The organism is Bacillus sp. JCM 19034 (genome assembly GCF_001310635.1).
In the GTDB taxonomy this organism is placed as follows: Bacteria; Bacillota; Bacilli; order Bacillales; family Bacillaceae_D; genus Halalkalibacter.
Window position 1 is genome coordinate 125265 of the sequence record NZ_BAXR01000004.1, and the last position, 24855, is coordinate 150119.

The 24855-nt window shown below is 37.2% G+C and carries 28 protein-coding genes and 3 pseudogenes; 3 read left to right on the forward strand and 28 right to left on the reverse strand.

Annotated elements, in window-relative coordinates:
* Positions 1-21: 21 nt before the first annotated feature.
* From JCM19034_RS08880 to JCM19034_RS08965, 20 genes and pseudogenes are all read right to left on the reverse strand, one after another.
* Entirely contained in the window at positions 22-903 is an 882-nt protein-coding gene (locus JCM19034_RS08880) for an ABC transporter ATP-binding protein (RefSeq protein WP_062049005.1), read from the reverse strand.
* Positions 904-1097: 194 nt separating this feature from the next.
* Positions 1098-1644: pseudogene (locus JCM19034_RS08885) on the reverse strand (DUF1697 domain-containing protein).
* Positions 1645-1787: 143 nt separating this feature from the next.
* Positions 1788-2888 carry an ABC transporter permease gene (locus tag JCM19034_RS08890; RefSeq protein ID WP_062049007.1) on the reverse strand — a complete coding sequence of 367 codons (1101 nt, stop codon included), beginning with the start codon at positions 2886-2888 and terminating at the stop codon, positions 1788-1790.
* Positions 2885-4153, reverse strand: a complete 1269-nt coding sequence (locus JCM19034_RS08895) for an ABC transporter permease (protein ID WP_062049009.1) — start codon at positions 4151-4153, stop codon at positions 2885-2887. Before JCM19034_RS08895 ends, JCM19034_RS08890 begins: the two co-directional genes overlap by 4 nt.
* A gap of 12 nt (positions 4154-4165) precedes the next feature.
* Complete coding sequence (locus tag JCM19034_RS08900) at positions 4166-5098, reverse strand: ABC transporter ATP-binding protein (RefSeq protein ID WP_062049012.1); 933 nt, start codon at positions 5096-5098, stop codon at positions 4166-4168.
* A 211-nt stretch (positions 5099-5309) separates the two neighbouring features.
* On the reverse strand, positions 5310-5942 hold the full coding sequence (locus tag JCM19034_RS08905) for a response regulator transcription factor (protein WP_062049015.1): 633 nt from the start codon (positions 5940-5942) through the stop codon (positions 5310-5312).
* Positions 5939-6280, reverse strand: coding sequence for a sensor histidine kinase (locus tag JCM19034_RS23040; RefSeq protein ID WP_231686879.1), 342 nt, complete (start codon positions 6278-6280; stop codon positions 5939-5941). The genes JCM19034_RS08905 and JCM19034_RS23040 overlap by 4 nt, the downstream gene beginning before the upstream one ends.
* 77 nt (positions 6281-6357) lie before the next feature.
* Positions 6358-7068 (reverse strand): histidine kinase, encoded by a 711-nt coding sequence (locus JCM19034_RS23045; RefSeq protein WP_231686880.1) that lies wholly within the window; start codon positions 7066-7068, stop codon positions 6358-6360.
* A 263-nt stretch (positions 7069-7331) separates the two neighbouring features.
* Complete coding sequence (locus JCM19034_RS24790; RefSeq protein ID WP_082393900.1) at positions 7332-7691, reverse strand: CPBP family intramembrane glutamic endopeptidase; 360 nt, start codon at positions 7689-7691, stop codon at positions 7332-7334.
* The gene (locus tag JCM19034_RS08915; RefSeq protein ID WP_062049018.1) at positions 7601-7984 is read right to left on the reverse strand and encodes a hypothetical protein; all 384 of its coding nucleotides are present in this window, start codon (positions 7982-7984) and stop codon (positions 7601-7603) included. Before JCM19034_RS08915 ends, JCM19034_RS24790 begins: the two co-directional genes overlap by 91 nt.
* A gap of 1 nt (position 7985) precedes the next feature.
* Positions 7986-8597 carry a TetR/AcrR family transcriptional regulator gene (locus JCM19034_RS08920; protein WP_062049020.1) on the reverse strand — a complete coding sequence of 204 codons (612 nt, stop codon included), beginning with the start codon at positions 8595-8597 and terminating at the stop codon, positions 7986-7988.
* Positions 8598-8750: 153 nt separating this feature from the next.
* Positions 8751-9074 carry a DUF3817 domain-containing protein gene (locus tag JCM19034_RS08925; RefSeq protein WP_062049022.1) on the reverse strand — a complete coding sequence of 108 codons (324 nt, stop codon included), beginning with the start codon at positions 9072-9074 and terminating at the stop codon, positions 8751-8753.
* Positions 9075-9264: 190 nt separating this feature from the next.
* Positions 9265-10479: a serine hydrolase gene (locus tag JCM19034_RS08930; RefSeq protein ID WP_062049024.1), complete on the reverse strand. Its 1215-nt coding sequence runs from the start codon at positions 10477-10479 to the stop codon at positions 9265-9267.
* A 311-nt stretch (positions 10480-10790) separates the two neighbouring features.
* Complete coding sequence (locus JCM19034_RS08935; RefSeq protein WP_062049026.1) at positions 10791-12389, reverse strand: ABC transporter permease; 1599 nt, start codon at positions 12387-12389, stop codon at positions 10791-10793.
* Positions 12386-13279, reverse strand: coding sequence for an ABC transporter ATP-binding protein (locus JCM19034_RS08940; RefSeq protein ID WP_062049028.1), 894 nt, complete (start codon positions 13277-13279; stop codon positions 12386-12388). The genes JCM19034_RS08935 and JCM19034_RS08940 overlap by 4 nt, the downstream gene beginning before the upstream one ends.
* Positions 13280-13281: 2 nt before the next feature.
* Positions 13282-13923 carry a TetR/AcrR family transcriptional regulator gene (locus JCM19034_RS08945; protein WP_231686881.1) on the reverse strand — a complete coding sequence of 214 codons (642 nt, stop codon included), beginning with the start codon at positions 13921-13923 and terminating at the stop codon, positions 13282-13284.
* A 204-nt stretch (positions 13924-14127) separates the two neighbouring features.
* Positions 14128-14736 carry a dihydrofolate reductase family protein gene (locus JCM19034_RS08950; protein ID WP_062049032.1) on the reverse strand — a complete coding sequence of 203 codons (609 nt, stop codon included), beginning with the start codon at positions 14734-14736 and terminating at the stop codon, positions 14128-14130.
* A gap of 256 nt (positions 14737-14992) precedes the next feature.
* Positions 14993-15337, reverse strand: coding sequence for a VOC family protein (locus JCM19034_RS08955; RefSeq protein ID WP_062049035.1), 345 nt, complete (start codon positions 15335-15337; stop codon positions 14993-14995).
* Positions 15338-15372: 35 nt separating this feature from the next.
* Positions 15373-16752, reverse strand: a complete 1380-nt coding sequence (locus tag JCM19034_RS08960) for an MFS transporter (protein WP_062049036.1) — start codon at positions 16750-16752, stop codon at positions 15373-15375.
* A 112-nt stretch (positions 16753-16864) separates the two neighbouring features.
* Entirely contained in the window at positions 16865-17455 is a 591-nt protein-coding gene (locus tag JCM19034_RS08965) for a TetR/AcrR family transcriptional regulator (RefSeq protein ID WP_062049038.1), read from the reverse strand.
* A gap of 194 nt (positions 17456-17649) precedes the next feature.
* Between JCM19034_RS08965 and JCM19034_RS24795 the strand changes: the two genes are divergently transcribed.
* The 3 genes from JCM19034_RS24795 (at position 17650) to JCM19034_RS08975 (ending at position 19148) form a co-directional block, all read left to right on the forward strand.
* Positions 17650-17820 carry a TetR/AcrR family transcriptional regulator gene (locus tag JCM19034_RS24795; RefSeq protein ID WP_370621864.1) on the forward strand — a complete coding sequence of 57 codons (171 nt, stop codon included), beginning with the start codon at positions 17650-17652 and terminating at the stop codon, positions 17818-17820.
* Positions 17817-18164 (forward strand): hypothetical protein, encoded by a 348-nt coding sequence (locus JCM19034_RS08970; protein ID WP_370621865.1) that lies wholly within the window; start codon positions 17817-17819, stop codon positions 18162-18164. The genes JCM19034_RS24795 and JCM19034_RS08970 overlap by 4 nt, the downstream gene beginning before the upstream one ends.
* A gap of 105 nt (positions 18165-18269) precedes the next feature.
* Positions 18270-19148: a hypothetical protein gene (locus tag JCM19034_RS08975; protein ID WP_062049041.1), complete on the forward strand. Its 879-nt coding sequence runs from the start codon at positions 18270-18272 to the stop codon at positions 19146-19148.
* 59 nt (positions 19149-19207) lie between these two features.
* On the opposite strand, the gene fosM is transcribed toward JCM19034_RS08975, so the two are convergent.
* From fosM to JCM19034_RS09015, 8 genes and pseudogenes are all read right to left on the reverse strand, one after another.
* Entirely contained in the window at positions 19208-19627 is a 420-nt protein-coding gene (gene fosM / locus JCM19034_RS08980; RefSeq protein ID WP_062049043.1) for a FosM family fosfomycin resistance protein, read from the reverse strand.
* Between the two features lie 34 nt (positions 19628-19661).
* Positions 19662-19894 (reverse strand): annotated as a pseudogene (locus JCM19034_RS08985) (DUF6366 family protein).
* A 73-nt stretch (positions 19895-19967) separates the two neighbouring features.
* Positions 19968-20417: a DUF3995 domain-containing protein gene (locus JCM19034_RS08990; RefSeq protein ID WP_062049045.1), complete on the reverse strand. Its 450-nt coding sequence runs from the start codon at positions 20415-20417 to the stop codon at positions 19968-19970.
* A gap of 30 nt (positions 20418-20447) precedes the next feature.
* Positions 20448-21738 (reverse strand): annotated as a pseudogene (locus JCM19034_RS08995) (MFS transporter).
* Positions 21739-21909: 171 nt separating this feature from the next.
* Entirely contained in the window at positions 21910-22416 is a 507-nt protein-coding gene (locus JCM19034_RS09000; RefSeq protein ID WP_062049047.1) for a GNAT family N-acetyltransferase, read from the reverse strand.
* Positions 22417-22570: 154 nt separating this feature from the next.
* Positions 22571-23026 (reverse strand): GNAT family N-acetyltransferase, encoded by a 456-nt coding sequence (locus JCM19034_RS09005; RefSeq protein WP_062049049.1) that lies wholly within the window; start codon positions 23024-23026, stop codon positions 22571-22573.
* A gap of 142 nt (positions 23027-23168) precedes the next feature.
* Positions 23169-24179 carry a DUF3231 family protein gene (locus tag JCM19034_RS09010; protein ID WP_062049051.1) on the reverse strand — a complete coding sequence of 337 codons (1011 nt, stop codon included), beginning with the start codon at positions 24177-24179 and terminating at the stop codon, positions 23169-23171.
* A gap of 57 nt (positions 24180-24236) precedes the next feature.
* Entirely contained in the window at positions 24237-24848 is a 612-nt protein-coding gene (locus JCM19034_RS09015; RefSeq protein ID WP_082393902.1) for a LysR family transcriptional regulator substrate-binding protein, read from the reverse strand.
* Positions 24849-24855 lie beyond the last annotated feature (7 nt).

Below are 24855 nucleotides of genomic sequence, written 5' to 3' on the forward strand. Positions count from 1 at the left end.
TGTTATCTCCTTTCTTCTTCATTAGTCTCTTAGTTTGCTTCCTGTTAATGAAAAGAAAATATCCTCAAGTCTTGGTTGGACAAGTTCTAAACGTTCAATTTTTCCATTTTGAGAATTACAGAAACTAATCACTTTCTCCATCGTATTGAGTGGATGGTTAGTCATTATGACATACCCACCATCCTTATCTTTAGTGATATTATTAAGATTAAAAGAACTAGGGATACACCTTTCCCCTTTTACATAAATCGAAGAGGTGGCATGCTTAGAAAGTAAATAACTGATTTCTCCCATTTCAATAATCTGACCGTTATCAATAAATGCTGCCTCATCACATATTTGTTCAATTTCCTCCATATAGTGACTTGCGTATATAATAGTGCTCCCGTGACTTTTTAACTGATCAATCATCTCAAAAATGTATCGTCGTGACTGAGGATCAACACCGACAGTCGGTTCATCCATGATAATCAGGCTTGGTTTGTGCAATAGTGCACATCCAATATTTAAGCGTCGCTTCATCCCTCCCGAGAAGGTCATCACCTTATCCTTTCCACGCTCTTTCAGTCCAATTTCTAATAAGACTTCATCAACACGTTTTGTTAACTCTTTCCCACGTAATCCGTAGATTTTTCCGAAAAAACGTAAATTATCATAGGCAGTCACTGATTCCTCTAATGCAATATCCTGCGGGACATAACCAATCTTAATTTGATTACTCGAAAACTGAATCTTTCCCTCGTAATCTTTAATGACCGAAGAGATTACCTTAATTAAGGTTGACTTACCTGCCCCATTCGGACCAACTAGTCCAAAACAAGCTCCCTTCGAAATATTCATTGTCACATTAGCTAATGCCTGCTTACCAGCATAAGTCTTGTTAATGTTCATCAAATTTATCAATGTTAACATCCTCCTTCCTTTACTCATATTTTATGACAAGGAATACCCCTCTTTGTTATCATTGGGATAAGATGTTTTTGATCTTGTATAAAAAGCAAGAAATCATGTATATAGAAAAAATGGTTATCCTAAAAGATCCAGATTGGAACCTATTAAGATAACCCCATTTTGTTAAGTTGTTTATTATTATGTAGCTAACTATGTTTGGCAACCATTAATTCATAAATCTTGCGGACAGTATTGACATTTCTTACCGTCATTTGTTTGTATAGCTTGGATCCCACAATTCTTGACATACCACTTTTTTGTTACATTTTCTTTATCAACTGACCAAAGGATCGCTCCGGGTACATATTTAACAGTATCAATGTTTGGTTTAATGACTAAATGTTCAAGCACAGACTCATCATCAATTTCATCCCATAAGAACATAACATCACTTTTCATATCTTTGTCGTTTTTCCATGTTTCGGGAATAGCACTAATGGTTTTTCTAATATCATCAAAACTTCGTACAACGACTTTAATTGGCAACTGAAAATCATTATGTATCGCTTCTTCTATCAAACGTGATAGCTCTCCCTTTGATCGATCATGATATGAAAAAATAATATTACCTGTATTGATGTATGTTACTACATGATTCATCCCCGCTTGTTCAAACGTTTGTTTAAGTAACTTCATGTCCATTTTGTTTTTTCCACCTACATTAATTCCACGAAGAAGAGCGATATAGACCATAGTCATCATCCTTTTATATTTTATCTATATTCTATTCTTCATTATAATCACGATAATCCTCCTTAGATGCTCAGTCACCGTTTTCATAGACGGCGACTGAGCTTGTAAAGGTGTATTTGATCCCTGTCTCATAAATAGTTCAACTAATGACTTCTACGTTCGATCAGATTAATCCCAAGTCCCATTGCTAGTACCCCTATGAACAGCATAATCATTAACTGCATCATAACATCTTGCAATCCTGCACCATAGAAAGTAACGGACATCATCGCATCCATTGCATGTGAAAATGGAAATAGATCCGCAACAAATACTATTATAGGATTTGTAATGGTTCCTGGCGGCATATAAGCTCCACTAATTAGTGGAAAAAGCGGTATGACTGATGGATAGATCGCATAAAATTGCTCTGGTGATTTAACAAAACCTGTAATAAGCATCGCTATGCTAATCATACTGAAAATAAAAAATGCAGCTATCAATATGATTAACCAAAGGTTCTCCCCGACCTCGTAATTCATAATGTATTTAAACACGAGCAAAACGACTACAACTTGAAATAGAGCAATGAGAAAACTATATATAATATAACCGCAATACATACTCGTTTTACTTATAGGTGATAAAATCATCCGATTCCAAACACCAGAAACTTTATCGCTCGTCACATTGTTCACCTTCAAACCAAGAATGAACATCGATACAAAAAAGGTAAAAGCAAATAGTAATTGAGTACTCATATTAAAATGTGGGACCTCTTCACTATCAAGCCCTTGAGCCTCGAGCTGAAACGGGGCATTAGCTAAATAGCTTTCAATTTCTTTACGAACTTGTTCATCTTCACTAGAGCTAGCAATCGCACTTATTTGTGCCTCCCGTTGAAACACCTTATCAACATGCTGCTGAACATAAGGGATCGTTGGAAGTTCACTTACTATCACTAAACGATAATCCCTCTCCATGAGATTCACTGCCACGTCCACCTTACCACTTTGCACATCTTCACGAGCTTGATCTGGGTCAACGATAACAAACTGAAAGGAATCATCAACATTCAATAACGGTTCCCACTTTGTTTCGATTTCTGTAGCATTCTCTTCCTCACTGAAGATGTAAACCGTTGTCGGCGAATAAACACCCCCACCAAATAATAAAGTCATAAGAATACTTCCTGCAATGAATAATAGGATAACTAAAGGGTTTCGTTTATCTTTGGCAAATTGTGCCCAAACTACTGAATTCAATTCGTCCTCCCCCTTTTCGGATATAACGCTATTGCAACGGTCGTAAATAATAGAAAGTGACCTATTAATAACAGACTTGGTGTTATGATGGTGGAGAACTGTTCATATTGAACCCATTCCGTTAAGATGACTAATGATTGCCCATTTGGCGTCCATTCTCCTATTTCCTGTAACCAGTTAGGCAAAATATAAATCGGGACAAAATTCCCACCGCTCATACCAAATAGTAAAAGAACGATCATAAAGATCCCACTCGCTGCATTAAGATCCTTTACTCTTAGAGAAATGCTCGTAAACAGGGCAGCTAAGCCGGAAATCGCTAACGATAGTAACATCACAATCCCCGCAACACCGAACCAAAAGGAAATCGTACGATCAGGGAATACGTCTAAAATAAGATGGGACAGTAAGAAAACAAACATGATTTGTAACCAAACTAAGCAAATAGTTGATGCTATTTTCCCTAGCAAAAACCGCAGTGGATGACTATTCGTCAACAGGATTCGATTAAATACTTGTTGCCGAAGCTCCTCTCCTGTTTTCGTTGCAACAGTAACAGCTACAAATAAAGAAAATAGTACCCCCATCGCTATCGTGAAATATTGTGCTACCGTAAAGCGTTCTCCTGCTCCGACTGCTTCAAACCCACCTTCTGGCAAGAAAACTTCCGCCGCTTGAGACTCTCCTATTTCCTGTAAGGCAAATTCATAATTCATATGTTCAATAAAACCTTGAACGATTTGATAGATTGCACCACTGTTATTCGTTTCTCTTTCCATCTTGTAAATAAGTGATGTCGTCGACGGTTCACCTACAAATACTGCATACAAGCTGTCTACGGTAAAGCCATTCGGTATAACGAGGATTCCATCTAATTCGCCTTCTTCAACTTTAGCAACGGCCTCGGCTTCTTGCATCTTATGAACGGTCAACCACTCGGACATCTCATCACTATTGAGATAATCAAAGAGTAATGACACTGGGCGTACATAGCTTGCATATTCAACAAATGGCATCACTTCGTCTTCACCAAATGACACTTCTGCCATCAACTTCTCCTCTAGCATGGCTAGACCTTCTATTTCGTCATCTTCATTCACAATGGCCAACTGTAAGTCTAGCCGCTCTTCCCCATCACTGCCAAACATGCCAGAAAAAGCGAAATTTAGGATCAATACTAAAACAATCGGTAGCGTCAATATCGTAACAAGCTCCTTACGGTCACGCCAAAACAATAACAAGTCCTTTTTGATGAAACTCCACATGACTACACCTCCTTAATCCCTTAATGTCCGACCAGTCAAATGAAGAAATACATCTTCCAAGCTAGGAATCTCTCTTTGAAAATTAATCATTTGTATTTTGTACTGATCCGTAAGATGGACCAAATCCCTTATTAAATCATTGTCTTTTTTCGCAATGATCTTCAGTTGTGCATTTCTAGCCTCTACTTTACGAACACCTTCCACTTCCTTCACACGCTCAACGAATGCTTCGTCCATCTTACTTAGTTCTACTTTTATCGTATCTTCTGTTGATAAAATGCTAAGCAACTCCACTTTCGTACCTGATGCAATGATTTCACCATGATCCATAATGTACAAACGATCACAAAGTTGCTCGACTTCCTCCATATAGTGACTTGTATAGAGAATGGTTGTATCCTTTTGCTCATTCAACATCCGTACTGTTTCTAGTATGTGATTTCTCGATTGCGGATCGATACCAACAGTTGGCTCATCTAAAATAAGAATATCCGGTTGATGCAATAATGCAGCGGCGATGTTAATTCTCCGCTTCATCCCTCCAGAAAACGTTTTGACTAAATCCTTTTGGCGTTCTTTTAACCCGACAACGTCCAAAGCTTGATCAATCCTTGTCTTTAACTCATTACCTTTTATTTTATAAATCGATCCGAAAAATTTCAGATTTTCATAGGCTGACAATTCTCCATATAATGCGATTTCCTGTGGTACAACACCTAACACCTTTCTCATCTCACCCGGCTTATTAATAATGTTTGTACCATTGAGCTTGATTTCCCCGCTAGTCGGCTTAATCAAACTAGATATCATTGATATCGTTGTTGATTTGCCCGCACCATTTGGTCCTAATAAACCAACTGATTCTCCTTTATCTAAATACAAATTAACATCTTGAACAGCCTTTTTTCCTTTGAATGACTTACTTAATTGAATCGTTTCAAGCATCACGCATTGCCTCCTTATCTTTTCTCAACTCTCATAATTGCATGATAAAACAAAAAAACCAAAGTCACTACTGACTCTGGTAACGATATAATTTCATTCTTATTACTTTTGTCACTTTTCTTTTCAAAACACATAACATTAGGAGGGTACTCGAATAAGTTTGTTCCCCTCATAATTAGTATTTGTAAAATATAACGATCCCTTGTTTTTCTTATATTAAGTGATGACGAATGGCATAAATGGCTAATTGGGTCCGATCTCTTAGCTCTAATTTATCGAGAATATGACTCGTCTGATTTTTCACTGTTCCTACTGACAAGCCTAAACGCTCTGCTACTTCCTTATTGTTTAACCCCTCACCAATACAAGTTAAAATCGCCCTTTCCCTTGGCGTTATTGTCGGGTCGATTGATTCCTCTTCCTCTGTTTGCAGTAAAGCAGGTACGACCTTTGCCGCAACCTTATCTTCAAGAGAAAGCCCACCGCTTATCGCACTTTTAATAGAACGAATTAATGATTGTGTGTCGCCATTTTTTAGCATATATCCATTAACACCTAGCTTTAAAGCTTCCATGACCAAATGGTTATCATCAAATGTTGTCAGCATGAGAATTTTAATTTGAGGAAAACGAGAACGAATTATTTTCGCCGCTTCAATTCCATCCATTTCTGGCATACGAATATCTAAAATCGCTACATCAATTGCCTGCTTTTCACATAATTGTACGGCCTCCCGACCATTATCAGCCTCACCCACCACAACAATTTCTGGATCTGTTTCAATCATCGCTCTTAAACCTTGACGTACCATTACTTGATCTTCTGCAAGCAATATTCTAATCATGCTCTCCCCTCCGTAATTAATCGTATGCTCCCTCTTACGACAAATTGTCGTTCATCATGATCGATCTCCAACAATCCACCAACCTTTTCCAATCGTTCCCTCATTGCCTTTAAACCATAGCCCTCTTGAAAAAAGGGATTGGAGGATGTTGTATTAGTAACTTCAAAACGAAAAATACTGCCACCAGGTGATTCGAACATGATCTTGGCCTCTCTTGTAGCACTATGCTTCATAATATTAGTCAAGGCTTCTTGGACAGCACGGTAAATCGCAAAGGATTGTTCCCCTGTGAGCGGAGCAGCAAATGCCCCATGCTTAACAGAGAAATGAATTTTCATAAAGCTTTCCATTTCAAGCTTACGTATTAATCGAATAACCCCTTGCAGGCCCCCTACCTCTCTTTGCTTGAATGACTTTACTGCCTACGTGTTTCTTCTAAGCTTTGTTCGGCAAGTGTTTTCAGCTTTTCAATTTTCTCCTGATCTTGTTTCGCTGCTGTTAATCGAAAGGCTTCAAATTGAACAAGTAATGCAGTTAAATTATGTCCAACTGAATCATGAATCTCATGACCAATCATCATTCGCTCATCCTGTCTAGTTTGCTCTTCCTCTATCACAAGCTGCCGTTTCATTTTTCTATATTCATCTAATAAGGCATCATATTTCATTTTTACTTCATTTTTTTGTTTCATTATCGATTGGAAATAAAAAAGAGCGATTAGTGTTAGTAGATAGAACGTACTTGCCCACACTAAATCCGGTAACGTAATAGAAAACTCAGTAGCAAGCCATAGCATACTCACTACTTGAATGACAATGACAATATAACTTTTTAAACGGGGCAAATAATATACAGCCTCTGCTATAATTAACACTTGAATAAGTAACACATATGGATTCAAATCGTGTTCATACGGATAAAAGAAGGCGGTAGCTGCCAGTACCATCATACAAAATATACCCGTTTGTAGCCTTTTCCCCTCAAATAGAGGTAATATAAATAGCATAATAAAAAATAGGCTAACACTTAGTAATCGTTCAATAGTTAATAATGAATTGGCCTCACGAAAAGCTAACGCCCATACAAGAAAATAAATCATGAGCCATATTAGATACAATTTTTTCATGAATACAAACTCCTCTTAGAACTTCCTATGACTAAATTATACTATGACTGATGATTCTTTGCTTTATTAGTTAATGGTTTCAATGCTAAACGACTAAAATTGGAGGATGTAATAGATACACTGGTTTTATTAACACGAGCTTAGCTAAAAACGTTTATAAACCAACTTAAACAAAATTGGTGATTTTCCGTTAATAGAACGTGAAAAGCAGTATCATGAAATTTATAATAACTGACCCTAATTGTTATTAATGGTTTTCCCCTTTACATCGGTGGAATATAAATATTTAAAAATACCGGAACCGTCATAATCCCTATATTCACCAAAAAATGTGAAAAAACAGCCCATCGTAAGCTTCCCGTTTTAAAGTAGACAATTGACCATACAATTCCAAATAATAATAAACTAATAAACACATGATAATGGCTGTTGGCAATTGAAAATACACCCCACATTAATGGATGGCTAAGAATAAATAGTAATGTAGAATAGGCTACTCCTACCCACTTCGGAAACCATTCATCCGTAGCATCTAATAAAAGTCCACGCCAATATAACTCTTCAAACCAAGGATTAACAAGAGCAAAGCCAAGCCAAAGTACGATAATGAGGTTGAATCTAATAGATGGTAGTTCATCGCTAAAATAGACATCGGAAACAACCCGACTATAATCGCCAAACTAATAGATAGTTTAGAAGGTTTTGATTTCTTTAACCAATCTGTTACCTTTTTATTGCTTTTGAAAAAGACAATACATAATGCAAGTGAAAACCAATACACTAGGGCCAATGGAACCCATGCCCATTCATTTATATAACTAGAAAATATCGTCGCTGTTAAATACCCAATCATTATGATGAATAAAGGTGTTAAAAGTAAAAGCAGTCTTTTCTTTTTACTAATAAGGAGAATCATTCTATTGTCCCTCACGATTTCTTAATATTTTTGTGATCATATCTGCATCAGGCATAGGACATTCTTTCCATTGAATTTTATTTATCGCTAACCCTTGTATAAACGCGTAATAAGAGACAGCTAATTTAACTGGATCGTCACCGACAATTTCACCTTCATTTTGACCAGCTATGATAATTGGCACGATCACCGATATTGGTGTATTGGAATGATCCCCTTTTAAAATCTCCCTTACTTCATCAGGTACTGCATCTGATGTACTAGCCTGAATCATAATGAGAAATAGATAGGTTCCGTCCCCTGATTCAATACTCTCTAAAATCTTTTCTGTCATCCACTTTATTTTTTCTAAAGATGTACCGTTATACTGTGTTGCTTTATGTACAATATCAAGAGAACGTTCAGAAGCCGTTTTAACTAATCTACTAAATATTTCTTCTTTCGATCTAAAATAATGATATACAAGCCCATGACTTAATTTTGCTTCCTTTGCTATTTCGCTAATTTTAGTAGCTGTCATACCCTTTCGAGCAAATACCTTCGCCGCAGAATGTAATATTTGTTCGATACGTGTGTCTCTAATCTCTTTGTTTTTCTGAGCATCCCTAGGCATTACTAGCACCTCTCTTTTGATTGATTAGTCAGTCAATGATAAATATACATGGAATTTCTCCATTATACAAGTGTTTCCTTCTACACCTATAGCTCCTAGAGAAAAATAAAAAAAGCTTGAGTGCTAGAAAACCTCAAGCTTTTTTGATTAATACTAACTCCCGAGCATTTCTTCGCCAACCTTTTTCTGAGTAAAGTCAGCATTTTTCAATTTTCGATCCAAGACAAAGTTTCCAAATGGGATAAACGCAACTGCACTAGCTCCAATAAACCATTTCCAAGACCAGCGAACTGTCGCTGTCATAAAGAGCACAAATGCGATATAGAGAAGAAATAGAACTCCATGAGCTGAGCCAACTATCGTAACTGCTATTGGTATATCTGCCCCATATTTTAACGGCATTGCAATAAATAATAACGTAATGAGTGACAACCCTTCTACGAAACCAACTAAACGAAACCAACTAAATTTTGTCAAATGAAATTCACACCTTTCCAATCTCTTTTTCAACAGTTTTCACGGGATATCTATATAAATAGATTTGCTAACAATAAAATAATCGGCATAAAGAGATCGTACCAGATATCATCCAATTAGAAAATGGCGTAAACATATTAGACACAAAATAGTAAAACCTATTAGAGCAGGTCACAAGTCATCCCGATGGTTATTCATCTAATTTACTTGCTAGTTCAAACAAGATCTCAGGCCACCAATCTACTTCTCCAGCAGTAATCCCGTTACGAACTATAATTACGTTATTGCTCGGACTTACGTAAATAACTTGACCATATTTCCCATGAGCAAAGAAATCATACTCTCCATCCCCGCGGCTATATCCCCACCACATAAACTTATAATAGCCTTGATCACGGTTAACAAAATCCCAATCGGAGTAAGCCGAGTAGTAATTTTCATGTATCTCTGCCTCACTTGTCGACTCATGAACCCACTCACTTGAAATAATCTGCTCGCCATCCCAGTTGCCGTTATGTAAGTATAATCTTCCGAATTTTGCATAATCAATAGGACTGGCATTTATACCACTTTCCATTTTTTCAAACCCATGTTTGTTACTATCAATACTCCATGATGCAGGAAATTCCATACCTATTTGTTTCCACAGCTTTTCATGTAAATAGTCTGAGACAGTTTGTTGCGTGGCTCTTTCTAAGATAATCCCGAGCAATAAAGGATTATAATTATTGTAGAGAAACTCTTCTCCTGGGTTATTGATTACCTCGGTTTCTTCTAAAGCTAGGCGTCTTAAATTAGGAGAATAATACGTTTTTGTATCGTCTCCTAATAATAATCCTTCCTGATAACGTATACCAGAAGCCATCATTAAAAGGTGTTCAATCTGTATATTTTCAAAACCACGATCATTTAATTCAGGTATATAGTCAGTAATAGGATCATTAAGATTAATATATCCATCCTCTATTGCTTTACCAATAAGAAATGAAACGAAAGATTTCGCCATTGAAAAAGATGTATTAATCGAATCACGGTGATAGCCGTTGAAGTATTTTTCATAAATGACCTTATCATCTTTGATCACAATAAATGATGTTGTATCCGTCTCAGTAAAAAATTGAATAGCATCGTCAATTGTATATGTATTTTGTTTATACGAATAATGTATATCCTCTAATAAGTAATTGATATCATCCTCTTTCAGCTCATACTCAAACGTAAAAATTGTACTCCCATTTGCAATTTCCCTAGATTTAAACTTCTGGTGGTCATTAAAATCTGACTCTCCCCAAAGTATGGCCCTGCCTACATATGTAAATGCTTTGTAATCAGGTACTAAAAACAACATATAGGCTATAATAATACAAATAGCTACAGCAACGAAAACAGCTAAGTTTCTCCTCATAATCTCACCTACTACCTATTTTGATTCTATCGTTAACCCATTAAGCCCCTGTTAGTTTGGGCATTTTTTACGAGCATGTACACCCTTCAACACAATAAGTCACTATTTTCACCCTACCACTTATTCGACGCATTTCAATGTATTTCCTATTAATCCATTAAATATTTAGTTTTCTTTAATTTAATTTTAGCGATTCTTAATCATACAGTTCATAATCTATAATAAAAAAAGTGCACCAAAAGGTCGATATGACCGATTGGTACAGCTCTTTTGTATTTATACAGTTAATCATGAGTTAGACAGGTGCAACATTATCCTTGGATATCGCGTTTATTAAATCCGAGAAATGCAACAACAAACATCCCAGCTGCTACTAACAATAAAACAAACGTTGCCGCATAATTCAACTCTTCCATCGGAAATTGTGATACATGACCGAATGGAGTCAGCAAAACGAGCCAGTCCGGAAATTGGAAGAGTGCACCGAAGTAATTTGTGACAAATGAGAAGCCTAAATATAACCACGTTACTGCGGTTGCTTTAGGAAAGAGCCCTACAAACAATGCCCCCAGACCAACTATAACGGATAATACTGGAATGTAAGCAAAAGCTGCACCTACCAAATGACTAAACGGGAGAGGATCATCCATAACTGCTGTCCCAGCTATTCCAAGTGACATTCCTGCTGCAAGTATCATGATAACACTTACGACAAGGGCAAGTATTGCATAACTTGCAAATTGATGATTACGTGATACGGCACGTGCTAACACATGCTCATTTCTATACTTTCGTTCCTCTGCTTTTAATTTAAACATCACAAGTAAAGCAGGAATAGCGGCCGTAATGGCCATCACCATCATTATCATTGCGATAAATTGTTCCGTCATTGAAAATCCTGCTTCAGAAGCGAACATTTCTGCCATCAATTCATTTGATGCAAAAAATGATTCTAAATCACCAAGGACGGAACCATAAGAAATACCGAGCAAAATCATTGCCACAAACCAAGAAATGAGTGCTGTTCTTTGTAAACGTAACGCTAAAGAAAACGGACCTTTTAAGAAAACAGATGCTTCTTTTCTTCCGGCACGAGTTGGCAAAAATCCAGAACCTAAATCACGTATAAACTGTAAATATAATGCCAAGGCAAATAACAATACGGCAAGAGCGACCAGCAAAAAGAGTGGACCCCATTTATTCGAAACGTATGCTTCGGTTCTAACGGCCCAACCGAGTGGTGAAAACCAAGATAACGTTTCATTAGATACATCTCCAACAGCACGAACAAGATACGCCAAGCCAAGGATAGCAAATGACAGACCCAGTGTTCCTCTTGCACTTTCAGAAAGCTGAGCAAACACGGCCGTTACTGTCGCAAATAAGAGACCTACTCCTCCAAGAACAGCTCCGTACATGATAGAACCATGTAGATCCATACTTTCAATACCTAGTGAATAAAGGCCGAATCCAGTTGCTAACGCAATTATAGCGTTTGCTCCTGTCATGACGATTATCGTTGCACTTAACTGCGTCAGTTTTCCAAACGGTAGTGCACGCAACATTTCCATCCGACCATCTTCCTCAGGAGAACGGGTATGACGATTTGTTAGCAAAATATTCATAAGTGCAACTAAAACCGCCGTTAAAAGCAGCATTTGATGGGCCATCATAGCCGCTTCCGTATAATTATCTAACCCATATCCAGGACCAAGCATAGCTGTCATCGCGGGGTTATCGACCGTTTGAACCATCGCTTGCCTTTCTTCTGCCGATGAATATAAATTCGTAAATGCAGAGGCTGTTGCAATAGTAACGATAACAAAACTAAATATCCAAATGGAGAGGCGAATTCGGTCTTGGCGGATAATAAATCCAACCATCATCCATAAATGATGAAAAACCGTCATTTCCCCGCACCTCCACCTTCATAATGACGCATAAATAAATCTTCTAATGTTGGCGGGGAACTTTCTAATTTCACCAGTCCATACCCGCTAATGTGCTTCATAACGGCATCAAGCTCTTCTCCGTCTACTTGAAAACGAAATGTCCCGTCTTCTTCTTGAACATCATGTACACCCTTCATATCACTTAATCCAAAAACAGGTTCCTTCGTCTTAACTACCAAATTCGTTCTCGTTAGATGACGCAGCTCTTCCAATGTTCCTGATTCAATCAGTTCACCTTCTCGGATAATACCAACGCGATCACAAAGTCGTTCCACTTCAGATAGAATGTGACTAGACAGAAGGACACTTCTCCCTTTTTCCTTCTCCTCCGCTACGCACTCTTGAAATACTCTTTCCATAAGTGGGTCTAGACCAGAAGTGGGCTCATCAAGGATATAAAAATCAGCTTCGGAAGAAAAAGCAGAGATGAGAGCAACCTTTTGACGATTTCCTTTTGAGTACGTTCCACATTTTTTGGATGGATCAAACTGAAACCGTTCAATTAGCATCTCTTTTCTCTTTTTATTATAAGTACCTCTCATCTTCCCAAATAAATCGATGACTTCTCCACCTGTTAAGTTAGGCCAGAGATAAACATCTCCAGGTACATAAGCTAGTCGCTTATGAATGTCAACGGCATCCTTCCACACATCCTTTTGAAAAATCGTAGCTGCTCCACTAGTCGCTTTTAATGCTCCAAGTAAAATACGAATCGTTGTTGACTTACCCGCACCATTTGGTCCAATAAAACCGAAAACCTCTCCTTCTTGCACATCAAAAGATACGCTATTCAATGCCTTAAAGCTTCCAAATTGCTTCGTTAACGATTTTGTTACGAGTACACTCATCACTAGATCTCCCCTTTCTTATAGAAGCAAGTCTTTAATATATCCATATAATCGTAATATTCAACGTAAAAAGGCTCTGTATCAACCTCATTTAGGTTTTCCCCTTTAAACTTTTGCATCAGTTCCGATCGATAGCCTTCAATCGACCAAAGAATTAATTTAAACGCCTTCTTCACTTCTATATCATCACGGAATTTTGAATAATCAATGTTTCCATTAAGTAATACTCTATACGAATATGCTTGTAGCTCGTCAAACTTTTCTCTTACATGCATAGGAAGCTCGATTTCATTAATATGCAGCCCTAATGTAGCAAGAAAATTAAACATTTTCTCATGTTCTTTATACACTTTCAATTTCAATGCTCCTGCTTTTTTCATACGTTCGAAAAAATCCGTTTCATCTGCATCAATATGCTGTAAATACGTTTCACAATAAAGGTCAATCGCATAATGAATTAAATAATGATAAAGCGTTCTCTTATCAGCAAAGTAATTAAAAAGGGTCCCTTTAGCAATCCCTGCCGCTTTCACGATACGATTCGTCGACGCATTCCCGTAACCATTTTCTGCAAATTCATGAAACGCTGCATCTAAAATACGTTTTCTTTTATCCGGCTCAAGAGCTTCGAAACGTTCTGACATTGGAAAGCCCTCCTTTCTTAAGCTCATGACCAGCGTGGTCAAATATAGAATAACAACAATGACCAGTTTGGTCAATGCCCTATTTACCGTTTTTCAACAACTAATATTCCTTTAGTTAAACAACAAATAACCTCTTTTGTATGTCTTTCATACTGTAAGAGGTTGAATGTTTTCATATCGTTTGCTTACTCAAGAGCTTTATGTTTAGTTCATCACATCGTATTTGACATGTATGACACCCGTTCCTTCTAGCACTTCTGTTGATTTTAATTCAACTTTATTTTTACCAATCTGATCAAACAAACGTACACCCATACCGAGCAACGTAGGAACGATATGTAAATCGAGGGCTTCTAGTAACCCAGCTTGTATACATTGCTGAGCTACACTTGCGGTCCCGATACTAACATCTTTATCACCAGCTGCTTTTTTAGCTTGTAATACGGCTTGTTCAATTCCATTAGTTACAAAAGTAAAGGGTGTCGTGCCTTGTGGATATGAATTAGGAATATTGTGAGTAAGGACAAACACAGGGATATTTTTTAACGGATGGCTCCCTCCCCATCCATTAACAATGTCATACGTCCGTCTGCCGACGATCATTGCACCTGTTTTTTCAGCTGCTGTATCGAACACGTTGCGATTCATTTTTGAAAGTTTGAAGAAACGATTGATTTGACTAGTTAACTCACCAGAAAACATCCAAGCATGTAGGATTTCACCGTTGTCTCCAAGAGGGTGTTCCGGACAATCATTAGCTCCTGCAACAAATCCATCAAGTGACATCGAAATATTTAAAACGACTTTGCCCATGACCATTCATCCTTTCAATCTATTTTAAAAAAGATTAGCTCCTGCAACAAATCCATCAAGTGACATCGAAATATTTAAAACGACTTTGCCCATGACCATTCATCCTTTCAATCTATTTTAAAAAAGATTTGTAGGTAGAATTTCTTCTCGATTGCTGATTAATGACGTTATTACACGTATGTCTGAAAGTGAGTTTCTTTCAGACATACGTATTACGAGTGGAGCAGATGTCATCCTCGTTTATTTCCAACTCGTCTTACTTCCTTTTGATCACTTCAACAGTAAACCCACCTGGTGCTTGAACATAAAAGGTGTATCCATGTGATTCAATCGGAGCGGATGCCTCATAACCAGCAGTTTTTAGACGGTTGTAAATGTGATCCACTCTTTCCCTGCTTTCTTGAGGAAAGCCAATATGAAAGGTTTTCGGATATTGAACGTTGCTCCCTTTCATTAATGTCAGTACGAACTCGTCATCATCAAACAATACAGCAAACCCTTTTCCATTGCCGCCAACCCATTTCATATCAAAATAAGTTTCCAGAAACTTACGTGAAGCATCCACATCATTAACGGTTAAATTTAAATGACTAAGTTTCACTCAATCACCCCCTCTCACCATTACCTCCGCAGCTATCAGATTCCTTCCTCAAATTCTTGTATATTTCTTGTTGAACGTTTTTGCAAATGATAACGATAGATAACAAAAACAACCGCACACAAAATCGCCAACCCAAGAAAGAGATTACTGTATATGAACCCTGCTAATGAGGATGAGAATGGGTTCCATAACCGACTTGCTTCAACATCGATGATCCTACTATAAACCGCAATAGCAATCGAGCCTGCTATAAAATTTTGCATCATTAGTAATCCCATGCCTACACCCGCCTGCTTGTCTGGCAATGTTAGCGAAACCGTCCTAGACATCACAATCCCCATAAATGATTGGCCTACATACCCTAAAATAAGAAAACAGGCAATGAACCATACATTTGAATCTATAAATGTAGACAACAAGAAATAGCATGAAAATAATAAACTTGAGGCAACAAAAAATAAAACGGTTGGCCCTTTTTTATCTGCCAACTTCCCACCGTGCCGATTTAAAAGTGCCGTAACGGCTGCAGCTGGCACCATCACTAAGCCAATAATACTTGCATCAAGAGCATGCACCTCTGCTAAGAATAGGGGAGTTGTGAAAAATAAAGAGTAACCGATTCCTGTCACAATAAACGCAAGCATGAGATAAAAGCTGTACTCTCGATTTTGAAAAAGCATTGGTTGAACGAATGGATGCTTCGCTGCACGAATTCTTAAAATAAAGCAAACAAGCGATACTACCGCACCAATCAACCAGCCTACATGAATCGTGACAGTTAACAAAAGTTGTGCGACAGTAAGTGCTAGCAAAGCACCACCGAACCAATCAATTTTTGATTGAGTCGTTTGTTCATCGCCTAGTAATTTCAAATAGAAAGGTAAGGTAAGCACAAGCAGCATTGGAATAGTAAACAACCATCTCCAATCCAATACACTAACAACCAGTGCGGAAGTAATTGGACCGAGTGCACTTCCTAATGCGAGACCGGCGAATACAGTTCCCATTGCTTTCCCCCGTTGTTCCACTGGATAATAGCGAATCGGGATAAGCGTCGCTGCTGCGGGAATAGCCGCTGCCCCGATCGCCTGCATGCATCTTGCAACAAGCAACAACCAGTAAGAAGTCGAAAAGAAGCCAAGTAAAGAAGCTAAACAGAATAGAACTAATCCAAATGTCAACAAATACTTTAATTTATAACGGTCGGCCAATTTCCCATAAATCGCTGTGCCAATTCCATATAATAGCGTATACGAAGAAGTAACCCAACTCACTTGAGAACTCGTAAGCTGAAACTCTTCCCGAATTAACGGAAGTACTAAATTAAAAAGCAAAATACTCATAGAAGACAGGGTTAACGTTAGCATCACGACAATTAACAACGTTTCATTACTTTTTTTCAATGTAGTTTCCATTGCCATCTCTCCTTAATGAAAGTCTGCACTGACTGACATTTTATTTGATAAAAAAAGTGGAGCGTATTACTTAGTAACACTCTCCCCTCTAAAAACAATCACTCCTCCATAGCTAGGAGGTAATTCCCCTTGTAAAAAGAGCCACACTCTCTTTCAATAAATCTCTAAACTCCTCATCAGAAAAAGCCGAATCCTCATTCATTCTTCCGTGTGCCAAACCAAAATTCATATACAAAAAAGTAATCGCAATCTTTTCTGCATCGAAAGCATATAACTTATGCTGCTTTTTCATTTCCGAAAAATAGTCAGTTAAATGTTCCTGCAATACTTTCGGATGACGGTGTGCATATTGGTGTAAACCAGGAAGGTTTTTTCCAACCTTCATAATTACTCGCAGCATCTTGCGGTTACGGTACATAATTCTATGGTAATTCTCACTGATTAACCACAAATCATCTTTTATATTTCCGCTAAGCTTATTGTTAAAAATAGCATGCATTTCATCGGCGTAATGATAGCGGTCAATAGCTTGCTCCAACAAGTTTTGCTTACTTTTGAAATGACGAAACAATGTCTTTTCACTATAACCTGCTTCAACAGCGATTTCCTCTGTCGTCACGCCATCATAACCATTCTTTGAGAACAGTTCAATTGCTGCATCCATTATTTTTTCAGAAGTTGCCTTTTTTCGACTTGAAGTCATCTTTAATCAATCCCCTACTAATGTCAGTACTGACTGACCTAATAATATCCCTATATTATCCATCTGTCAAGCGAATTTACATTTTTATATTTTGAAATTTCAATATGTTACTTCTTTTGTTTTTCCTATTGACAATGGTCAGTTCTATTTATATGATTTATTTATCAGTCAATAAATAGATGAGGATGATGGATATGACACCTAGAGAAGATAAAAAAGAAGTGATTATTGAAAAAGCTGTAGCTGTATTTGCTGAGAATGGCTATTACAAAGCAACAACAGCTATGGTTGCAAAAGAGGCAGGCGTAACACAGCCTATGTGTTTCATTTTTTCAAAAATAAGGTTGAATTATTCAAAGCTGTGATCGATCGTGCTTTTAGTCGAATATATGACACATTCGCAGAGGTTCAAGCTCCAGCAAACGTTTTAATTGAAACGATGGGGCATGCTTTTGTCGAAATAATTCAAACCCATCGAGAAGAAATATTGATGGTTATGCAATCCTATTCAATTGCAGAGCCAGAAATCCGTGATCATGTAAGAAAACTATATCAAACGATATTTGAATCAATAACGATCAAATTCGAGTCGGCAGGTATTCCAAATGCAAAAGCGAATGCTGCTCACTTTATCGGCACTGGATTATTAATTACTGTTGCTGAAGTGTTAGACTTGCCTCAATTATTTAAAGAATGTGATCATTATTAGACTTAGAAAAGGAGTTACTTTTCTCCTTTTTAAAACGATATTTATTTATTGACTAATAAATAAATATCGAATAAATAAAAATTAAAATGAAAGAAGGGACTATTCATGAAATCGAATCATGATGGACAACAACATTCATTGAAGCTATTTGAAGGTGAGAGAGCACTAATCACTACCGGGTGTATTGGGTTTATACTTTCAATTATAATCGCCATTTACATCTATTTTCAGGGTGCAATTGTTTTACCAGAGGGCAATATGGAAAATGCTTTTTCTTTTAATGCAGCTATTGGAATTTTCATCTTATCAATCGCGGCAATTATGCCGTTAGCTAAGTTCAACAATCGAACTCGGAAGATGATACGATGGCTACTAATTTCAGGTACGATCTATTCTTATGCCATTGAAACCATTCAAAACTTTAGAGGAATTAACCCTCGTTTTTCACAAGCTGGATCATTGGTTGATGGGATTGCCGGTATCGTATTTGGGATTGTATCACTGTCTTTAGTTGTACTAATAATAATCTTAACAATTCAGTTCTTTCGGTTAAGACCTCCTCATGAACGACCATTGCTTATGTTAGGGATTCGTTATGCCTTTGTCTCCGCCATTATGGCCAATGCTGCCGGGCTGTGGATGATTATACTTCAAAGCCGTTTTACTGGTGATGCAGGTAATATCATTGTCCTTCATGGTATCGGTTTCCACGCATTGCAAACATTAATTTTACCTGCCTTGCTTATCGAAACTGCTCCCGTACATGATCAATTTAAAAGAAGGCTACTTCATGTTGGCAGTATTGCATGGACTATCATGATTTTACTAATAGGTATTCAAACGGGACTAGGTCGCGATGTTTTCGAATTATCTTTACTACCGATCCTCGGAAGTGTCTTTCTAATCGTGTGGGTTGTCACAGCGTTCATCGCATTTACCTTATTTTTAAAGGGTCTACCAACAAAGCAAGATCAGGCGTTATAATGACAGTGAAGCCGCTAAAGGAGTTTCCTCTCCTTTAACGGCTTCCACATTACCTATACTTAATCAAAAAACTGCATATGTCTTTTTTCTTGTCTATAATAATCTAGTCGATCCTGCAAAGTTCCTGTGTGAAACTCAAACTTATGCCCGTCTGGATCTGTAAAATAAATCGATTTCTTATCCCTTTTATCTCTTGGCCGACTAGACAATATGTTTACATGTAAAGCTTGTAGTTTTTCGTACATCGTTTCGAATTCGGTTTCTTCTATTGTAAACGCGATATGAGTGTATGATTGATTTATTTCGTTTCTCGGTATATCTTTCTCAACATTTAATGCCAGCCAAATCCCATTTAAATCGAAATAGGCAGTGTTTCTTCCTTTTACGAGTAATTTCGCATCAAATACATTTTGATAAAACTCTATTGCATGTTCTAAATCTGAAACGGAAAATAAAAGATGATTTAATCCTTTAATCAACTTTTCTAACACCTCTGTTCGTTATTTTCATCATTTAAAAGACCAGATATACAATGAATATCCCTACTATAAGGAGAAGGATCAGAACCGCCATCCCTTTCCAACCTAGACTATTTGCTAAATCTACGGTGCTACTGCTTTGTCACGGTTAAAAGCATCATTCATATTGCCTCTAGCATTCCTCTTTAATTCTTCTAAGCGCATTCTTTCTCTTCGCCTTTCTGGGCTTTCTCTATTTTCTTTCATAATAGCTCTCATCTCCGCCATACATTTATTTCAACAGTTAACCCAATACTAACATAATTAACCAATGGGAAAGAAGCTGAATCTAATGCAAGATTCAACCTCTTTTAACTGCGAAGAAATAAAATATCCCACCGATCATCCAAAAAGGTTCCCAAAAAACTAGCCGCCAAAACGTCGCATATGAATCTAACTCAAATTCTAAAATAGCAAATGCACTCAATGTAATCGTAACAAAATTAAGAAATCCATATATAAACAGAAAGATTCCGGCAATTTTCGTCACATAGTAGAGCATGTTCGTTATAATAGGCTGCTTCCATTGAATATGAAGTAGCCAAAACAAAACGATACCAAACAATTTAATAAAACCAGATAGCCATACAATGGTAACAAAAGAGGGAGAAGGGTCAAGAGACATCTCATAAATCGACCCTCCAAGCGATCTAACACCTATTAAACCACCCATTGCCCAATAAAAGCTCATACCAGCAAAAATAATCGTCCATATGCCCCCCATCACTATGAACATATTATTTCTCTTCAATAGTAAACACTCCTCCAATTGCTGATGTGGTTAAGCTTTTTTTAAAATGGCATCATCATTTTGAAGCTGCTCCAATTTCTTATCAGACGGAACAAAGAATAAAACGATCGCACCGACTATAAATAAGACAACTAAGCTTAAAACACCCGCATTGGTATTGCCGGTAACTTGTGCCGTAACACCTACTAGTAAAGGACCAGATACAGATGCAAATTTACCAAAAATGTTGTAAAATCCAAAGAACTCGTTCGACTTGTGTTTAGGTACCATCTTCGCAAAATACGACCGACTCAATGCTTGCATTCCCCCTTGTGATGTAGCAACGAGCATCGCTAGAATCCAAAAGTCCAATGCTGTCTCAAGGAAATATCCATATATACATACGATAATGTAGACAAAGATACCAACATTTAACATAAGCTTTGCGGAGAAACGATCAGCTAACCTCCCGTACAGCAATGCAAATGGAGCTGCGACAATTTGTGTTACAAATAGAACAACTAATAATACCGTCGCATCAACCCCAACATCTGTTCCATATGCTGTTGCCATTGATATAATCGTACCTACACCATCAATATAAAAGAAGTAAGCAATTAAAAAGATCGTTAAGTATTTATACTGACTAATAGAAGACACCGTTTCTTTTAGACGTTTAAAGCTTGTACGAATTGGCTTTAAATCGTGTTTGATCCCATGAATCTGTTTCACATTTTTCAGTAATGGGATAGAAAAGATCGCCCACCAAATACATGCAATCAAAAAGGCAATTTTACTCGCTGTTGTACTAGAAATCGGAATTATTCCTTGTTGAGCTAATAAAATGACAACAATACTTATAACGAACGGGATCGCTCCACCAATATACCCGTACCCGAACCCTCTAGATGATACTTTGTTCATCCGCTTATTATCCGTAACATCTACGATAAATGCATCATAAAATAGATTGGCACCGGTTGAACCAAGAGACGCTAGCGTATAGAAAACTAGTAATAATAGCCATTCCCCTTCTGGTACGAATACGAGAGCGAAGGTAGAAAATATCCCTAGTGTTAAAAAACTAACGAAAAATCGTTTCTTATACCCATCATAGTCGGCAATCGTCTAAAATCGGGCCAATAAGTGCTAAAATAAACGTAAAAATGGCAATTGTATAACCAAGATATGCGGTTGAATCGGCTCCTTCAATACCAGCTAAATCCGCCTGTGCTTTATAAAATATCGGGAAAACAGCAGTCGTAATAATAACTGAAAAGGCATTACTAGCCCAGTCATAAAACATCCAACTAGTTTCTTGTTTCGTATATTTTTTCATCATTTCACCTTCCTAGTATTTGTAGCACCATTTTACTAATATATTCTTTAAAAGAATGGCAAATCACAAAAATTTACAGAAACTTTACTATCCCTTAACGATAAAAAGGCTTGATCACAGATACAGATTCATTAAACGACCAAATCTATCAGATCAAACCTAGGATGTTATATTCTATTCTACGACTCGCTTACCTAAAATAATTAAATCGCGTTCGACACCTTCCATTTCCGCTACACGTGGGAAATGTGCCCATCTTTCAAATCCAAATTGTTTGAACAATTGAAGGCTTGGCTCATTATGGCCAAATATATAAGCAAGGACCGTCTTAATCTTCAATTTCGGGCAATGATCGAGAGCATACTGAACAAGGTACTTCCCAAGCCCTTTGCCTCGATAATCTGGGTCTATATATATGCTAATTTCTGCTGTAAAGTCGTACGCAGAACGTCCATAAAATGATTGAAAACTAACCCAGGCACAAGTATGTTTATCATCTTTGACGACCCACAACGGGCGCGTTTTCGGTTTATGCTCATGAAACCAAACAATCCGGCTTTCGACTGTTATCGGCTCTAAATCAGCTGTTACCATCCGACTCTCAATCGTCGTATTATAAATCCTTACAATATCTTTTAAATCATCAATGGTTGCATCCATAATTTGAAAGTGCTCTTTCATGTTCTTACACCTTTCTTTGCGTTTCTAGCTATCTCTTGAAAGTTTAATAGGAGGATAATTCATTATAAGTGATCGACCTATCTTTTACAACGATGGTATATGTGGTATTAATCGGCTACCTTTTAGAGCAAAAAACTTATTTCAAATCCTCTACTTAATTTATATCTTGCGACAACCGTAACATATCTCTACACCAGATCCCATTTTCAAAAATCTTCTCCTCATAATGTCGAATAAAAAAGTCACGATCAACACCAATTATTCTAAAGCCACATTTTTGATATAAAGCTATTTGATCGATACTTGAATTCCCCGTCCCAACTTCAATTGTTTTATAGCCCATCTGTTTTGACTTTTGAATGGCATCCATAAGCAACTGCTTTCCAATTCCCTTTCCTTGTTCGTCCTCAGAAACGGCAATATTGACTAATTCGACTGTCTCTGGTCTTGTTGGAAGTAATACATAAACACCTACAATAGCCTTATTGTCTTCCGCTACATAACATACTCCTCGTTTCAAATATTCCTCTACTAATCTTCGAGAAGGGTCCGCTAATAACAATAAATCTATTGGAGGTTCTTCATTATTATTTAATTCTCTAATCCTCATTGTTTCTCCTCTTTCCTCTTTCCTCTTTTTATTGAATCATAGCGAATGACAGACTTAGCCCCACATGCCATGTTCACGAGCATAACAGCTTAAACATATAAAAGAGAGGCCGATAATCCAATCTGTTCTACTGCCCGTTATTTCATCGCTTTTTTGATAAGTCTGCATGATTTGTCGCAAGAGGTGGCTGTTCCATCCATTCATTTTTGATCAGTAAATTGATGCCATCTTCAGCAAGCAAGCCGATTTCTGCAATTAACCTTGCATAGGTAGCTGCTAAATCCTTCCTGAAACACATTGCCATTGCTTCTCCATAATACCCCATAGCCGAAGAGAGAAGGCTCGTTATTAGAAACATCATAAGTTTATCAGAAAATGGAGGAATCGTTGAATCTGTCACCTCGGTCTCAAACGTTCTAGGGATGTGTAGATGGTCCTCCTCTAATGTTGAAGACAAGATTTTAAAATGACTTTGACAAATCGTTTTAGCTCTATTCATATATTTTCGTACATCTTTAGATCGAGCTACTTGACCAAACCCTAATTCTAATACGATTTTTGACATTAGCTTTTGTAAATTTAAATACGTTCCACTTACTTCTACCGCACTGATAGGTCTATGCTTACCAAACCAACCTTTTAGAAAATCCTGTTTTTTTGCAAACTCCACTTTCTGATGATTATTAAACGTAGGTGGTTTGCTGATGATCCCTTTTTGCAAAAGAACTTTAGTTGCTAATTGATACAATTCAACTGACCCAGATAACACCTGCTCAAAGTACTTTCTTTGATCCTCTCTAATCGCACAACCTGTCGCAAAAGAATATCTCGTCATCCCATGAATAGACATAATATGTATATAAACTAAAAGATATGTATCGGAAAATAGAGCCGGTGCCTCAAGCATCACATCCTCTTCTGTAAAGCCTTGCGGAATGGGGTAGCTTTCTTTTGTTAAAAACTCTTTTATTTTTTCTATATGATTTTCTGATAATTCCAGGGCAAATTGCAAGACTTTCATAATATCTTTATCTTGTACATTTTTAATAAAATAACGGAGCATATAACTTGAGGCACTGTCATTTTGATATTGTGACCAAAGATTTGCCAATTCCGAAGATGTCATTGGACTACTATGGGTAATGTTAGCCATTATCCTACCTCCTAAATAAATCTCTAGAAGGTAGTTTGTCCAAATGATTTTATTTTATTATAATCCTTGCTCTTTAACTAACCCTGCAAAAGCTTTATAGGCCTGGCTTACATATTTTTCTTTTCTTCTAATCAACCCTGTTTCGATAAATTGGTATGGTCTGGGGATAGATGTAACGTGTAGATGCTCATAAGAACCTGTCAATACAGATTTTGGTAAAACAGTTGCTGTGATCCCTTCTTTTACACTACTTAAAATCGTTTCAAGCGAACTTATTTCAATATAATAACTCAAATTGATTTCATCATCTTGAAACCACTGTTCTATTTTCCTTCTGAATGGACATCCCTTTGGGGACAATGCCCACTTTTGCTTTGATAATGAAGCCTCATCCAATTCCGTTTTTGATAAGAGGACGATTTCATCCGTTTGCACAAAATCAATAGCGAAATTTGTTGCTGTTAGATCACCTGTTACAAAAGCAGCATCCAGTTGATACTTTTTCACCTTCTCCATCAATTCATACGTGTTTCCCGTTTCTATACGAAGAGATACTTGTTCATGTAATGTTTGATATGAAGAAATGAGATTCATGAAATTTCCGCACGTGACCGTTTCAACGACACCTATTCGTAGAGTCCCAGTTGGCTTACATAATACAGCTTCTATCTATACT